The organism is Gottschalkia acidurici 9a (assembly GCF_000299355.1).
Taxonomy (GTDB): domain Bacteria; phylum Bacillota; class Clostridia; order Tissierellales; family Gottschalkiaceae; genus Gottschalkia; species Gottschalkia acidurici.
Genome location: NC_018664.1, coordinates 251,307 through 266,100 on the forward strand (window position 1 = coordinate 251,307; position 14,794 = coordinate 266,100).

18 protein-coding genes are annotated in these 14,794 nt (G+C 29.4%); all 18 read left to right on the top strand.

Translation table 11 applies throughout. From position 1 onward, the window contains the following. The first annotated feature begins 23 nt into the window (after positions 1-23). The 18 genes from flgL (at position 24) to hpf (ending at position 14,601) form a co-directional block, all read left to right on the top strand. Positions 24-1,535: a flagellar hook-associated protein FlgL gene (gene flgL, locus CURI_RS14865; RefSeq protein ID WP_051003928.1), complete on the top strand. Its 1,512-nt coding sequence runs from the start codon at positions 24-26 to the stop codon at positions 1,533-1,535. Between the two features lie 10 nt (positions 1,536-1,545). Continuing rightward, positions 1,546-2,100, top strand: coding sequence for a DUF6470 family protein (locus CURI_RS01215; protein WP_041701352.1), 555 nt, complete (start codon positions 1,546-1,548; stop codon positions 2,098-2,100). A gap of 29 nt (positions 2,101-2,129) precedes the next feature. Continuing rightward, positions 2,130-2,570, top strand: coding sequence for a flagellar assembly protein FliW (gene fliW / locus CURI_RS01220; protein WP_051003930.1), 441 nt, complete (start codon positions 2,130-2,132; stop codon positions 2,568-2,570). A 12-nt stretch (positions 2,571-2,582) separates the two neighbouring features. Further along, on the top strand, positions 2,583-2,912 hold the full coding sequence (csrA, locus tag CURI_RS01225) for a carbon storage regulator CsrA (RefSeq protein ID WP_014966463.1): 330 nt from the start codon (positions 2,583-2,585) through the stop codon (positions 2,910-2,912). Beyond that, positions 2,902-4,608, top strand: a complete 1,707-nt coding sequence (locus CURI_RS16435; RefSeq protein ID WP_014966464.1) for a flagellin N-terminal helical domain-containing protein — start codon at positions 2,902-2,904, stop codon at positions 4,606-4,608. The genes csrA and CURI_RS16435 overlap by 11 nt, the downstream gene beginning before the upstream one ends. A gap of 121 nt (positions 4,609-4,729) precedes the next feature. Then, positions 4,730-5,971 (top strand): flagellin lysine-N-methylase, encoded by a 1,242-nt coding sequence (gene fliB, locus CURI_RS01235; RefSeq protein ID WP_014966465.1) that lies wholly within the window; start codon positions 4,730-4,732, stop codon positions 5,969-5,971. A 374-nt stretch (positions 5,972-6,345) separates the two neighbouring features. After that, on the top strand, positions 6,346-7,038 hold the full coding sequence (locus CURI_RS14870; RefSeq protein WP_014966466.1) for a hypothetical protein: 693 nt from the start codon (positions 6,346-6,348) through the stop codon (positions 7,036-7,038). 242 nt (positions 7,039-7,280) lie between these two features. Next, on the top strand, positions 7,281-7,889 hold the full coding sequence (locus CURI_RS01245) for a hypothetical protein (protein WP_014966467.1): 609 nt from the start codon (positions 7,281-7,283) through the stop codon (positions 7,887-7,889). Between the two features lie 15 nt (positions 7,890-7,904). Then, on the top strand, positions 7,905-8,102 hold the full coding sequence (locus tag CURI_RS01250; protein ID WP_014966468.1) for a YjfB family protein: 198 nt from the start codon (positions 7,905-7,907) through the stop codon (positions 8,100-8,102). Positions 8,103-8,222: 120 nt separating this feature from the next. After that, positions 8,223-8,570: a flagellar protein gene (locus CURI_RS01255; protein ID WP_014966469.1), complete on the top strand. Its 348-nt coding sequence runs from the start codon at positions 8,223-8,225 to the stop codon at positions 8,568-8,570. Positions 8,571-8,625: 55 nt separating this feature from the next. After that, a complete protein-coding gene (locus CURI_RS01260) occupies positions 8,626-8,955 on the top strand; it encodes a flagellar protein (RefSeq protein WP_014966470.1) in 330 nt (109 codons plus the stop codon). Between the two features lie 136 nt (positions 8,956-9,091). After that, complete coding sequence (locus CURI_RS01265; RefSeq protein ID WP_014966471.1) at positions 9,092-9,475, top strand: CBS domain-containing protein; 384 nt, start codon at positions 9,092-9,094, stop codon at positions 9,473-9,475. Between the two features lie 78 nt (positions 9,476-9,553). Next, positions 9,554-9,916 (top strand): flagellar protein FlaG, encoded by a 363-nt coding sequence (locus tag CURI_RS14875; protein WP_014966472.1) that lies wholly within the window; start codon positions 9,554-9,556, stop codon positions 9,914-9,916. Between the two features lie 15 nt (positions 9,917-9,931). Then, a complete protein-coding gene (gene fliD / locus CURI_RS01275) occupies positions 9,932-11,764 on the top strand; it encodes a flagellar filament capping protein FliD (RefSeq protein ID WP_014966473.1) in 1,833 nt (610 codons plus the stop codon). A gap of 47 nt (positions 11,765-11,811) precedes the next feature. Next, positions 11,812-12,210 (top strand): flagellar export chaperone FliS, encoded by a 399-nt coding sequence (fliS, locus tag CURI_RS01280; RefSeq protein ID WP_014966474.1) that lies wholly within the window; start codon positions 11,812-11,814, stop codon positions 12,208-12,210. 1 nt (position 12,211) lies between these two features. After that, positions 12,212-12,658, top strand: coding sequence for a flagellar export chaperone FlgN (gene flgN / locus CURI_RS01285; RefSeq protein WP_014966475.1), 447 nt, complete (start codon positions 12,212-12,214; stop codon positions 12,656-12,658). Between the two features lie 770 nt (positions 12,659-13,428). Further along, positions 13,429-13,872, top strand: a complete 444-nt coding sequence (locus tag CURI_RS15515) for a hypothetical protein (protein ID WP_014966476.1) — start codon at positions 13,429-13,431, stop codon at positions 13,870-13,872. 198 nt (positions 13,873-14,070) lie between these two features. Continuing rightward, positions 14,071-14,601 carry a ribosome hibernation-promoting factor, HPF/YfiA family gene (gene hpf / locus CURI_RS01295; RefSeq protein WP_014966477.1) on the top strand — a complete coding sequence of 177 codons (531 nt, stop codon included), beginning with the start codon at positions 14,071-14,073 and terminating at the stop codon, positions 14,599-14,601. Positions 14,602-14,794: the final 193 nt, after the last annotated feature.

The window sequence follows — 14,794 nt, forward strand, 5'->3', positions numbered from 1 at the left end:
TATGATAGAAAGGAGCGAGAAATTTGAGAATAACTAATGGAATGCTTATAAATAATATGATGCAAAATCTAAACAGCAACTTAAATAGAATGGAGAGGTATCAACGACAGATAGCATCAGGAAGAAAATTTGAGAGACCATCAGAAGACCCTATAGGTATGTCTAAGAGCTTAAAACTTTATACAGATGTATCTAAAACAGAACAATATGAAAGAAACTTAAGAGATGCAACTTCATGGATGCATAGTACAGAAAATGCCTTTATAGAACTTGGAGAAATATTGCAAAGAACTAGGGAACTATGTGTTGATGCTGCAAATGGACCGAAAACACCAGAAGATACACAAAAAATATCAGAGGAAATAAAACAACTAAGAGAGCAAATTATAAAACTGGCTAATAGTAGACATGCAGGGAGAAGTATCTTTACAGGATTTAAAACAGACAAAGACCTTTTGGATAAGGATGGAAACTATATTATAGACTTAAATAGCACTGATACTTCAATATATAACGTAGGAATATCAGAAAGCATAGAAGTTAATACAGTAGGAATAAAAGTGTTTGGGGTATTGTCAAATAGTAAAATAAAAAGCGATAATTTAGATATGATTAAAGGAAAGTTAACAGAGGCTGGAATAACTATAAACGGAGATCCAAAGACACTTGCAGAGTTAGCTATTAGTGTAGATGCTTCTGCTTTTAATAAAGTTGTAAATGAACTAAATAATTCGGGAATAGAGATAGTTGGAACACAGACAACACTTGCAGGACTAGTAGACAATATTACTCTTCCATCTGTTCCTGATGATAAACTTGGTGAGCTTAAAACTAGCTTAAAGAACTCAGGAATAACTATAAAAGAAGATTCAACAACACTTAGAGAACTAGTAGATAGTATGAATCCTCCTAATTTTGATGCATTTAAATCTAGTTTAAAAGAGGTAGGAGTAAGCGTACAAGGAGATCCTAAAACACTTACTGAATTAGTAGATAACTTTGCACTTTCAAATGACTATGATGTAATTAAAAGTGAGCTAGAATCTGCAAATATAAAAACTGGAGATGCAACAAACTTTGGTGAATTGTGGAACAATATGATAGAAGAATATGGAGAAGTTGACATAACAGACTTAGGATTTTCTAAAGATAAAGTCCAAGTAGATGATATATCTACAGAAGGAAATGATGAAAGTTCAAAGAGTGCTCTAGTTCAAGTTTTTGACAACTTAATTAAAAACTTAGAAAAAGGTGAACATGAAAAAATAAGTAGTATGATAGAAGATGTAGATAAAGTTAAAGAGAGTGTACTTGCAATAAGGGCAGAAATAGGTGCAAAGACTAATAGACTTGAAATGACTGAAAATAGACTATCATCAGAAAAGCTAAACTTTAAGAAAGTTCTTTCATTAAATGAAGATGTAGATGAAGCAGAGGTTATAATGGAAGCTAAAATGGCAGAAGCAGTATATAATGCTTCATTAGCAGTTGGAAGTAAGATTATACAACCTACACTTGTAGACTTCTTGAGATAGGATGATAAATATGAATAACCTTAGTATAACAACTGTAAAAGGTCAGATAGGTATAGACACAGCAAGAGGTAGTTATAGTATAAGACAACCTAAGGGAGAGCAAAGTATAACTCAAAAATCTGCAAAAATGAATATAGATAAACAAGCTCCTAAAGTAATAATAGACCAATACGACTGTTTTGCGGAGGTAGGTTTAAAAAATAATATAGATTTTATAACAGAAGTGGCCCAATTAGGTAAGCAAGCGGCAATAAAAGCTATAGGAAGAATAGTAGAGGATGGAAATCGTATGGCTATGATACAGAAAAGAATGCCGCCAGCCATACCAGAGCTAGCAGAAAAAAACTCTAGACCAACTCAGTACGAGTTTAATTTTAAGTTGATACCAACTAGTAGACCAAAGATAGATGTAGAAGGATACCTGAATATAAATTGGGAACTGGGAGGAGCAGAAATAAGTTATTCTCCTAAAAAACATGAAATTGATTATAACTTAGGAAAAGTGAATATATATATGAAACAGTACCCAGAAATAAAATATCAATATATAGATGATAAAATATAAAAAATCTACTAAGTTGGAGAGTGAATAAAATGAATGCTATAGCAAAGATTGATGATGAACAGGAAGCTATTGAGGATAAAAAAATAAAGTTTATAGACGGAATACCGGGATTTGTTGAATATAAAAACTATATAATAGAACTAAATGAAGACAGCGAAAATCCATTTCATAAATTACAATCAGTAGATGAGCCAGAGCTTTCATTTATTATAGTAAATCCTTTTTTATTTAAGGAAGACTATGAATTTGATATACCTAAATCAGCTATAGAAAGACTAGAAATACGGGACAAAAGCGATATATTAGTATACTCAATAGTAGTAGTGCCAGAAGATTATACAAAAATGACAGCGAACTTACAAGCACCTATCATAATAAACACTAAAAATATGATAGGTAAACAAGTAATACTTAATGAAAATATATATACTACGAAGCACTATATACTAGAAGAAATGAACAAAGAATAGGAGACTAAGTATATGCTTATATTGAGTAGAAAAAAAGGTGAAAGCATAATAATAAATGGAAATATAGAAATAACTATAGCTGATATACAGGATGGAAAAGTAAGAATTGGAATAGAAGCACCTAAGGATGTAGATATACATAGACGTGAAGTTTATGAAGCAATACAAAAAGAAAATAAAGAAGCTATAAGTAATAAGAATGTAAACTTAAATATATTTAAGGAGATTTTCAAAAAAATTAAAAATATATTAAAGATACTTTTTAAAACACCGATAAGTATATTAAGAAGGCAAGGAAGCCTTCAAAATAAAATTCAAGGAGGAAATTACAATGAGAATTAATAACAACTTATTAGCTATGAATACTCATAGACAAATGGGTATAACAGGTACAAATCAATCGAAATCAATGGAGAAATTATCTTCAGGATTTAAAATCAACAGAGCTGGAGATGACGCAGCAGGATTAGCGATCTCTGAAAAAATGAGAGGACAAATCAGAGGTTTAAACATGGCTTCTAAAAACTCTCAAGACGGTATATCTCTTATCCAAACAGCAGAAGGTGCATTAAACGAAACTCACGCAATCCTTCAAAGAATGAGAGAGCTTGCAGTTCAAGCAGCGAACGATACTAACGTAACTCAAGATAGAGGAGAAATCCAAAAAGAGATCAACCAATTAACTTCAGAAATCAACAGAATCGGAAATACTACAGAGTTCAATACAATGAAACTAGTAGATGGTAGCAGATCAAAAGATTATGAAGTAAATGCTGCAGTAACTACACCTGGAAAAACTGTTTCAGTAACAAAAGCTGTAGATCAAACAGTTCTAGTTGGAGATGAGCCAGTTGCATGGAGTAATGATACTTCACAATCAAAATTTGATGTAAAAATTAGTGGTAATGGAGACAATGGATTTGACTGGTCTACACTTGACGCAACTGGTACAAATAAAATAGTTGTGTCACGTTCAGGTGATGACTTTACAGTTGACTTTGATGGAAAAGATGGAAGTGGTAAAACTTTAAAAATTGATGCCGAAAAAATGGTGTTTGATGCTTCTACTTCAACATATTCATATAAAAACCAAGGAGTTGAATTCTCTTTCACTGCAGAAGATGTTGCAAATTGGGCAAACACAGATTCATTTACATTAGATTTAAATACTATTGGTGCTGATGCAACAGGAACACATACTTCTGTTGCTCAAAAGGTGGCTTTAACAGTAACTGATCCTGATACAACTACTTCAAGCATGTCATCAATAACTGTAACAGAAGCTGCTGCACTTCAAGATGTTGCTAAACTTGATATAGCTTGGGATGAGGCAGCAGGAAAATTCACAGCAACTTCATATGACGGTGCAGGGACTCAAGTTTCTAAAACAGAATTTTCACTAGCTGCAGGAGAGACTTTAAACTATAATGAAAATGGAATTTCTTTCACATTTAATGCTGTTGCAGGTGCAACTAACGCAGCTACTGTTAATGGATCATTTGAACTTAAAACTGAAACTAAAGATGTAGTGAGTGAACCAACAGTAACTACACCAGCTGATACAGAAGATCGTTCACTTACATTCCAAGTTGGAGCTAACGAAAATCAAGCAATGTCATTAGACATAAATGATATGAGATCTGTAGCTCTTGGAATATCTTCAGCAAAAGCTGGAGCAGGTTTTGCTAGTGATAAATCTGTTACTGACGGAACTGACAATACAGCTGCAGAATATTCACTAGACGTATCAAGCCATAAAGCAGCAGCAGCATCTGTAACAGTTATCAACAATGCTATAGAAAAAGTTTCAGCAGAAAGATCTAAGCTTGGAGCTGTTCAAAATAGATTAGAGCATACTATCAAAAACTTAGATACTTCAGCAGAAAACTTACAAGCTGCAGAATCAAGAATTAGAGACGTAGATATGGCTAAAGAAATGATGAATTTAACAAAACAAAACATACTACAGCAAGCTGCTCAAGCAATGCTTGCGCAAGCAAACCAAGCTCCACAAGGAGTACTTCAATTATTAAGATAATTGAATCTTTATATATAAAGATAGAAAGTCAGGGGATTTTTCCTCTGGCTTTTTTATTAAACAATTTATATAAATATGTCGATATCAAAGATACAGAAAGTTTGAGGGAGGAAAAAATCCTATGTCATATAAAAAAAGAAATGTACTACAACCAGAGTATATGAAGTCATTTAGTTGCATTGGACAAGAATGTGAGGATAGCTGTTGCATAGGTTGGAGAGTAGATTTAGATAAAGAAACTTATTTAAAGTATAAGAAAGTTCAAGATAAAGATTTAAAATCTATATTTGATAAAATGGTAAATAGAAAGCATAATGAAAAAAATGATATTTCTCATGGAAAAATAAGGATGAAGTCAGATGGGAAATGTCCATTTCTAGATGAACAAAGTTTGTGTTATATACATAGTAAACTAGGAGAGGACTACTTATCAAATACTTGTGCACTATATCCACGTTACCTGAATAAAGTAGATGGAAAATTTGAAAGAAGTTCCACTGTGTCATGTCCAGAAATAGCAAGATTAGTATTATTAAATCTAGATGGAATAGGTTTTGAACAAATAGAAGAAGATGCAGATATAAGAATAAAGATACATAATGTTTTTGATACTGAAGGGCATCTATACTTAAATAGACCTCAAAGATATTTTTGGGAAATTAGATTATTTGGTCTTTCACTATTACAAAATAGGGATTATAACTTAGGAGAAAGACTTATAATTTTAGGCATGGTATATAAAAAGCTAGAAGAATTATCAACAAGTAATTTATCAAAAGATATACCTGATTTTTTGACAAAGATGAACGAAATTATAGAATCGGGGAGTTTAAAGAAGGAGCTAGAAAAGATTCCTACAAATACTCAAATACAGATGAGATTAGCAAAAGAATTAACAGATAGAAAAGTAGTTCAGGGAATAATGAGTAATAGATATCTAGAGTGTTTAAAAGAAACTTTATTAGGTATAGGATATATAGAAGGAGAAGACCTAAAAAAAGTGATACAAAAATATGATGAAAATTATAGTAAATATTTGGCTTCATATTTAGAAGAGAAAGAATATATTTTAGAAAATTACTTAGTAAATGAGTATTTTAAAGAATTAATGCCTTTTGGAAGTTATAAGTCTATATGGGATTCATATATATTCTTATGTGTGCTATATAGTATGGTAAAGCTACATCTAATAGGAATGGCAGGATACAATGATGGGTTAAATGACGATATAACTATAAAGCTTATACAGTCTTTTTCGAAAGTAGTTCTTCACAATAGTGCTTATATACAAGGCATTATAAAATTATTAAAAGACAATGGATATGATAGTTTAGCTTACATGTCAATACTAGTAAAAAATTAAGAAAGAAACTTTAATATTTAAATTAAGTATATGAAAAATTATAGCTGTAAGAATATAGATATAATTAAAGTAGATTACTCTAAACGAAAAATAGTATATTCTCAGTAGCTACACAGCTTACAAAAGTAAGTTATATTTCATATGTGAGAATATAGAACTATCTTAAAATATCGAACTTATGCTTTTGTGAGTTCGTATATGATTATTATCTTTAGAGTAATATGCATTTAAATTCTTAACTGTTTTTTATTATATTATTTTTTACTTATATCTATAAATATTTTTATGCTTTGAAGAGAAATACTTTTATTTAAGTTTAGATTATGTAGCTATTTTATAAATATAGTTGTTTTATTTTAAGGAGTAAACTCATTATGAAGGATTTTTTAAAGAATCGTCAACATTCTAGAAGTGAAGGCTTAATAGTTGATTTAAATGAAAGGTTGTTTTACTACTTGGGAAAAATATCCTTATTCACCTTACTTAGAAGAAACAGAAAAATAAAAGATATGCATAACTTTGTAGACTCATGGGTTATTAGCAACATATTACTTTCTATAATAATGTCATATCTTATTGTTAAGTTTATCAACAATAAAGTAATATTATCATTAGCATTTTTTTATGCATTCCTGCGTGTTTTTGAAATTATTGTTTATCAAATTAATGTAAATCTATTTGATAGATATCGGAGCAAATTAAGGAACAAAGACTATAGAATAAAGTCACCTACTCGCACTGTGATTTTATTATTATATAACTATATAGAAATTATCTTTTGGTATGTTATTATGATAGTTGCTATATTAAAGTTATCAAATTGTAAGGACATATCAAGATATAAGTATTATATTGAATCTAGTTTTCTTTGCTTGACTACCTTGAACTATGAGCTTGTGGCTAGTATGGCTAAAAGTCAGTATCAAGTGCTATCTAGTATAGCTATACTTGAAGTTGTTTCAGGCTTAGTAATGACAATTATATCATTAGCTAATTTTATAGGTAAATTACCTAGTGAATACCGAAAAGAATTTAACAAAAAAATTACTAAAAAAAGAAATTCATAATTATGCTTGAATGCTAATTATATAAGTATATATAGTGAACTTAAGCATAGTTAATAGTGTAAGAAGATTACTATGAAATGTACAAAAAATAGACATGAAGATAGGATATTTGCATAAAAGTAAATAGGAGAAATAAAAATTAAACATCATACTACTTGCTAAAAGTAAATGGAAAAGATAAATAAATCCGTAATTTTGTCGATATTATTAATACAAAAAGTTATGTTAATTGGAGGAATAAAATGAAAATTTATATACTAGATAAAGAAGTAGTACTTGAAAACAAACTAGAATCTATAGAGACAATCTTTAATATGATAAATGAAGCATTGTATGAAAATGAAAAAGATTATAATTTTAGCTATATGATAATAGATGGTAAAGATATATATGATGAATTTGAATATTATATAGAAGATAATATCAAGAATATAAGTGAAATAAAAGTAATAGTGCTAACATTGAAAGAGCTTATACAAGATAATATAGTTACTACAAAGGATTATATAGATAGAGCTATACCATCTTTAAACAAGTTATCAGAAAGATTTCATACAGAACCTAGAGAAGAGGACTGGCACGAGATAGGAGATTTATTCGAAGGTGTAGGTTGGCTTTTAGAGTCATATCAAAATATAGACAGTCTTGAGGATCTTAATAATATAATTTCTAGCTATGAAATTTGGAATGAATATGTTAAAGAAGTACGCTCATTAAATGACCTTCTAATAGAAATTGAACAAGCTATGAAAAATAATAATATTACAAACATTGGAGATTTATTATCACAAAAAATAGTTCCTATATTTAAGAAAATGAATGAAAAATTAGAATCTTTATTAATCATATAGAATGGAGCTGATATTATGGATATAGCAGCATTATCAATAGGATTAAGCCAAATAAAGATAGCTCAACAGGCTAATCTTTCGATAATGAAAATGGCTATGGATTCAGTTAAGATACAGACATCAGATTTAACGCAAATGATGGATATTAATACTAAAATGATGGAACAATCAGTAAATCCTCATATTGGAGGAAGTATAGATATTAAGCTATAGAAATAAATAAACGATAATAGTCTAGACTAAATAAATTCTAGACTTGTTTTGTCTTACAGATTATATTAAATGGTATAATGTTTGTATACTAATCTATAAGACGAATGGGAGATGAATAATATGGCATATAAGATTTGCAAAAAATGCCAAAGGTTTTTTAGTGAAAATGGAAAAAGTTATTGCGATGAGTGTGATGAAAAGCTAAACGTTTCTCATAGTAAGATAAAAGAGTACTTAGAAGAATTTCCAAACTCATCTATTTTGGAAATAGTTAACAATACTGGAGTCAAACTAAAAGATGTGAACATATTTTTAGCAGAAGGTGGAGCAACTTATAGTGAGGTTTTTAATGAAAATATATCTTTAAATTTAAGAGAAGAAGAAATAAATAAAGAAATAGATAAATTTAATAAAAAAGAAAGAGCAAAAATAAGAAATAAATTTGTCCCTAGAAGTTTAAGGAGATAATATAAGGTTATATATTACATATAATGTCTACAGCATATAATAGGGAGTGATTTTTATGAGCCGACAGGTATGCAAGAGGTGCAATCGTATTTTTGATGGAAATAAGGTAGGATACTGTGATAAATGTTACGATAAGAATGAAAAAGAATATAATTTAATACTAGAGTACCTGAAGAAAAATCCAGATGCAATAGTGCTAGAGATTATAGATAAAACAGGAGTATCACTAAAAACACTTAATAGATTTGTAGAAGAAGGTGGATTGAGCTATACTGAAAGCAATATTAAGCCTGAAGATATAGAGTCAGGTGAGTATCTTAAAATTATAAGTAGGATACTAAAAGGAAGAGGTAAATTTCATACAAGTATTACGGATGATTGGTAATATAAGCGGATAAAGAGACTCAGTAATTGCTTTACTGAGTTTATTTTTATAAATAAATTTAAGCTTTAATATGATCTGACGATATTATATGCATATAAATAACTGAATTTAAATATAGAACTAGGGAGGAAGGAATATGCTAATAAAAGATATTATGACTAAACCGGCTATTACAGTTAGTGCTAATGATACTATAGGAGACATTTTATATATAATGAGTAAAAATAACATAAACGGAGCTCCAGTAATAGATAAAGAAAATAGTTTGATAGGAATGATTGTTAAAGCAGATATATATAGATTTATGATAGAACCAGGACATATAGCAGATTGTCCAGTAGACTGGGTTATGAGTAAGAGTCCCATAACTTGTGAATCGGAAGAATATATAGATGAGGTTGCTAGAAGACTAAGAGAAAATAATATAGTTGCTATGCCAGTGTTAGAAGATAAGAAAGTTGTAGGGGTTATATCTTTTGAAGATATAATAGATCATTTTTTAGAAAGTTATAGCAAATAAAAATATAGTTTAGCTTAAAAAAAGTATTATTATGCCGATATAAATTACATAAAACAGAGCTTAAAGGAGGGATGGGATATGAATATTTCAAACTCAGTGACTTACGAACAATCACAACACTCTGTAGGAGATATAAGTGTTATAGCAGATAGTACTGATAAAGAAATAGATTTACAACTTAGAGATAGCATAGAAAGAAATAAAGAAAAAGATATAAATATAGAACAGATAGAGTCTATACTAAACAAATCTAATAAGCAAATGCTTATGTACGACAGAAGATTAGATATATCGATACATGAGAAAACAAAACAAATAATGGTGAAAGTCATAGATGTGAATACGGATGAAGTTATAAGAGAAATACCACCAGAAAAAGTGTTAGATATTGTTGCTAAAAGAAAAGAAACGCTAGGATTACTGATGGATAAAAAAATATAGGAAGAGGTGATCGATATGGCTTTGAGATTATCAGGGCTTGCATCTGGTATTGATACAGATAGTATGGTAAAAGAGCTTATGAAAGCTGAAAGAGTAAAAGTAGATAGAGTAGAACAGCAAAAACAGACATTATTATGGAAAACAGAGATATACAATTCTTTGAATAAAAGTTTTGCAAACTTTATACTAAATGCTAGAAAAGATTTTGGATACAGTGGAGTAAGATCTAGTGGAATTAGTTGGCATAAGAAAGCTATGTCTTCAAATGAGAATATAGCTACTGCAAGTGCTAAGCTAGGAACAATAACAGGAAAACATGATATAAATGTCGAACGAATAGCTGAAGGCATTTCTGCTGTAAGTAAGAGTGACATATCAAAAGTTAAAGATGGTAAAAAACTTACAGGTAATGTTAAAGAACAGTTTGGTTTAGAGTCTAACGATGTTATAGACTTTAAAATAACTACTGATAAAGGTACAGTTAGATTTGTATTTGGAGAGACAACTATAGACGGACTTGAAGATGGAAAAGTGAATGGAGTAGATACCATACACATAAACAAGTCTTTAGACGAGTTAAAATTAAGTGATATAGTAAGTACTATAAATAGTGCAAGCATAAAGGATGATAAAGGAACTGTATTATCTGGACTAGGAATGAAAACTAGCTATGATAGTGGAATAGATAGGTTTTTTATGCAAACTACATCTACAGGATCAGATGCTAGTTTGAGTATAGAAGCTGAAGCGGGAAAACCAGCAGAGACTTTTTTCAATGCTCTTAATTTAAATGTAAAAAGCTATGAGTATGATTCAAATAATGAACTTATATATGATAATGTTAATGGTGAGGAAATACCAAGAAAGCTAGAAGGATCTCTAGTATTAAATACTGGGATATATAAGGGTATAAATGCAAAACTGAGTTATAATGGAGTAGATAACATAGAAAAACAGTCCAATAACTTTGAAATAAACGGTGTTGTTTTCAACATAAAAGATAAAGGTCAATTTTCTGTAAATGTAACTACAGATGCAGACACTATAGTAGAAAAAGTTAAAAACTTTATAGATGAATACAATAAAATAATAGAAAAAGCAGGATCTCTTTTAGTTGAAAAGGTTGACAGGAATTATAAACCCCTTACTTCTGAAGAAAAAGAAGCTATGACTGAGAAGGATATAGAACTATGGGAAAAGAAAGCTAGAAATGGAATTCTACGCAATGATAATACATTAAATAATACACTATCTGGCATGAGGAGCGATATATACGAAAAGGTGGAAACAAGTAGTGGTGTATTTAAGCTACTAACTGATATAGGTATATCCACACAGAAATACTCGTCTGGATCAACAGGTGGAAAGCTAGAGCTTAATGAAGAGGCACTAAGAGCAGCAATAGATAGAGATGCAGATGGTGTTATGGAAATGTTATTTAAGGAAAGTGACGAATATTTCTATAGTGACGATACTAAATTATCTGAAACTCAACTTAAAGAGAAAAGAGCTAATAGTGGTATAGTTACTAGAATATTTGATAACTTGACTCTTGGAATAAAAGATTTAGTTGATAGAGCAGGAACAGGTAGTGAACCTGATCTTTTTAGACAGGTAAAAAGCAATTTACTAATAGATTTTGTTACTGGTACTAATAATCTATCTAAAAAGGGTAGTGTAGGTTACTTAGAGGATGAAGTACTTAAACTTGAAAAAAGAATAGATGATTTAAATACAATTTTATATAGAAGAGAGATGTCTTATTATTCAAGATTTACTGCAATGGAAAAAGCTATGCAGCAGATGAATTCTCAAAGCTCATGGTTAGCACAACAGCTAGGTGGGTGAAATTAACACTTAATAAGATATGTAAATGAAAGGATGAGTAATTGAATATGGCTATAAATAATCCTTATAATCAATATAAACAAAATTCAGTAACAACAGCTTCACCAGAAGAACTCACTCTTATGCTTTACAATGGTGCTATAAAATTTGTAAATATAGCTAAAATAGAGATGGAAGCAAAAAATATAGAAAGAACTAATGAAGCTATAGTTAGATCTCAAGATATAATTCGAGAATTAAATGGATCATTAAATATGAATTATCCTATATCAGAAAATCTAAGAACATTATACACATTTATACTAGAGAAATTAATAGATGCGAATATACAAAAAGATATTAAGATAATAGAAGAAATCCTTCCTATAATAGAAGAAATGAGAGATACTTGGAAGCTTGTTATAGAAGAAGTAAAGAGACAGAAGTTTGCTCAGGGTGCGAGATAATATGGAAAAAAATATTTTAAATGAACTAATGATGTTGGTAGATAAGAAACTAAATTATTTAGAGGAAATTTTGTCTATAACAAGTCAGCAAAAACAAGCTATAACAGATGAAGATGTTGAAAGATTATCATCTCTTTTAGATAAAAAAGATATTTTGATACGGAATATAGATGAAATAGACAGTATATATAAAGAAAAAAGCTTAAACAAACTATTAGAAGATGATATTTTAACAGAAAAGTTAAAAATTATTCAAGCTTTACTGAACAATATAAAGTTAGTAGACGATGAAAACAATAAAAATCTAAATAGAGCTATAGAAGATATGGGTGGAAAATTAAAAGAAGTTAGACAAGGTCAAAGAGCTATGAAAGGCTATAGTAATAGTGATCCTTATGCATCATTTACTGCACAAGGTGGAACACTATTTATAGATCAAGATTCTTAAGTAGAGAATAAAGTATTTTTAACATTCAATATTAAATTATTAGACAATTAAAGAAATATAATAAAGAAAAGCACTGTCAATTATTGAGGTTAACTCTAATAATGCTGACAGTGCTTTTTTGAATAACTATAATTACATAGTGCAATGAGTAACATTATAAACAACTTGTCCAAAATGTATACACAATATTTCCACATGAATACTTGTCCATTATACAATTGTCCACAGAGTTATTAACATTATCCACAGAAATGAGCATATACTATCCACATATACACTTCACAGCTATGTGGACAAACTATTGTAATTATATTCATATGAACGAATAATAAAACAAATAGCCAATGTTATTTCGACATATTATATTTAGAATAAACATCTCAGGTAATCCAACTATGAAAGTAATTTGACAAAAGATATTATATTTTGGTGTTTTAATGTATAACATAAGTTTATAGAAATGCAACAAAAATTGAGAAGATTTTTGAAAAAGTATAAATTCAGATAATATAATATCAACAGTTGAGGATAAATATGTAGATAAGTAGAGAGTAAAAGAGAATGAAGTTTTTTATGAAAAGATTTGTGATAAATCTTCTGGAATTATGCTATCAAATTAGAGAAACTAAGATATTAAAATCTAAATATGTTGTAAGTGATATAGGTGCTCAATACATATCTATTGTATTTTATTATTGTTTAGTACTAAATTTTAGTATATACTGGTTGTAATAGAACTAGAAAATATTTTAGTTAGCGAGGTGATTACTGTGACTAATGAAGAGTTTCAAAGAATAGTAATAGAGAAACTAGAAAACTTAGAGATAGGACAAAAAAGTCTTGAAACAAGACAGAGAAACTTAGAAGATGGGCAGAAAAGTCTTGAAGCAAGACAAAAGAACCTGGAAGAAGGACAAAAAAATCTTGAAACAAGACAAAAGAATTTAGAAGAGGGACAGAAGAGTCTTGAAACAAGGCAGGGGAGCTTGGAAGTAGGACAGAAGAACTTAGAGACAAGACAGAAGAGCTTAGAAGAAGGACAAGAAGAAATAATAAGTAAATTGAATTGTGTTATAAATCAAACTGCTGATTTAACAGAATTTAGAGAAGAAGTAAAAGAAGAACTTAAGAATATTAAGTCAACTATATCAAGAATTGAAATAAATACTGCTGATAATTGGAGCGATATAGCGAAGCTTAAAGCAGCAAGATAGAATGGCGCGTGTGGTCTAGGGTAGAAGAATATACTTTAGACTATTTTTTTACTCTTTATCATGTCTAGAGGCTTATAAAAAATAGTTCAAAAAAAATGTTAGTAATAGAAATCACGGGGTATCATATAATTAAGATAAAGTTAAATTTTTATTAACAAATGGTAAAGTCACCAAACACATTGAGAGGGGATGTATTATATGAAACTAACTATTAGTGGAAAACAAATGGAAGTAACTGATGCCTTAAAGGTTGTTATAGATGAAAAATTCGAAAGATTAGATAAATATTTCCACAAGGAGATTCCAGTGAATGTTACATTAAGTGTTCAGAAAGGAAGACAAATAGTTGAGGCTACGATTCCTTTTTCAGGTGCAATGTTAAGAGCAGAAGAAGCAACTCCAGACATGTATGCTTCTATAGATAAAGTTATAGATGTATTAGAAAGACAAGTGAGAAAGCATAAAACTAAATTACAAAGAAGAACTAAAGCTGGAGAGACTATAAGATTTGAAAACATCCAAGTACTTCCATATAATGAAGATGAAGAGTCAAAAATAGTAAAAACTAAAAAGTTTACAATAAAACCAATGGATGAAGAAGAAGCTATTCTTCAAATGGAGTTACTTAGACATAACTTTTTCGTATATATAGATGGACAGACAGATGAAGTAAAAGTAGTATACAAAAGAAAAGATGGAAACTATGGCCTAATAGAGCCACAGTATTAAACTTAAAAAAGCCCTATTAACCCTTTTAATAAATTTAAAATATAGTGTGTGAAATATCGGATATAAGTGTAAAAGCTTATATCCGATATTTTTATGTGATATTTCATGTATAAATAGTTGATATATATCATATTAAAGAGGAATATTTAAAACATAAAGTTAAAAATTTTATGCACATTTGAAGTATTTTCCC

What these genes read in the sequence shown, in the direction of transcription:
- CURI_RS01215 (WP_041701352.1), top strand. Translation starts at nt 1,546, where the DNA reads ATGAATAACCTTAGTATAACAACTGTAAAAGGTCAGATAGGTATAGAC.
- fliW (WP_051003930.1), top strand. Translation starts at nt 2,130, where the DNA reads ATGAATGCTATAGCAAAGATTGATGATGAACAGGAAGCTATTGAGGAT.
- csrA (WP_014966463.1), top strand. Translation starts at nt 2,583, where the DNA reads ATGCTTATATTGAGTAGAAAAAAAGGTGAAAGCATAATAATAAATGGA.
- CURI_RS16435 (WP_014966464.1), top strand. Translation starts at nt 2,902, where the DNA reads ATGAGAATTAATAACAACTTATTAGCTATGAATACTCATAGACAAATG.
- fliB (WP_014966465.1), top strand. Translation starts at nt 4,730, where the DNA reads ATGTCATATAAAAAAAGAAATGTACTACAACCAGAGTATATGAAGTCA.
- CURI_RS14870 (WP_014966466.1), top strand. Translation starts at nt 6,346, where the DNA reads ATGAAGGATTTTTTAAAGAATCGTCAACATTCTAGAAGTGAAGGCTTA.
- CURI_RS01245 (WP_014966467.1), top strand. Translation starts at nt 7,281, where the DNA reads ATGAAAATTTATATACTAGATAAAGAAGTAGTACTTGAAAACAAACTA.
- CURI_RS01250 (WP_014966468.1), top strand. Translation starts at nt 7,905, where the DNA reads ATGGATATAGCAGCATTATCAATAGGATTAAGCCAAATAAAGATAGCT.
- CURI_RS01255 (WP_014966469.1), top strand. Translation starts at nt 8,223, where the DNA reads ATGGCATATAAGATTTGCAAAAAATGCCAAAGGTTTTTTAGTGAAAAT.
- CURI_RS01260 (WP_014966470.1), top strand. Translation starts at nt 8,626, where the DNA reads ATGAGCCGACAGGTATGCAAGAGGTGCAATCGTATTTTTGATGGAAAT.
- CURI_RS01265 (WP_014966471.1), top strand. Translation starts at nt 9,092, where the DNA reads ATGCTAATAAAAGATATTATGACTAAACCGGCTATTACAGTTAGTGCT.
- CURI_RS14875 (WP_014966472.1), top strand. Translation starts at nt 9,554, where the DNA reads ATGAATATTTCAAACTCAGTGACTTACGAACAATCACAACACTCTGTA.
- fliD (WP_014966473.1), top strand. Translation starts at nt 9,932, where the DNA reads ATGGCTTTGAGATTATCAGGGCTTGCATCTGGTATTGATACAGATAGT.
- fliS (WP_014966474.1), top strand. Translation starts at nt 11,812, where the DNA reads ATGGCTATAAATAATCCTTATAATCAATATAAACAAAATTCAGTAACA.
- flgN (WP_014966475.1), top strand. Translation starts at nt 12,212, where the DNA reads ATGGAAAAAAATATTTTAAATGAACTAATGATGTTGGTAGATAAGAAA.
- hpf (WP_014966477.1), top strand. Translation starts at nt 14,071, where the DNA reads ATGAAACTAACTATTAGTGGAAAACAAATGGAAGTAACTGATGCCTTA.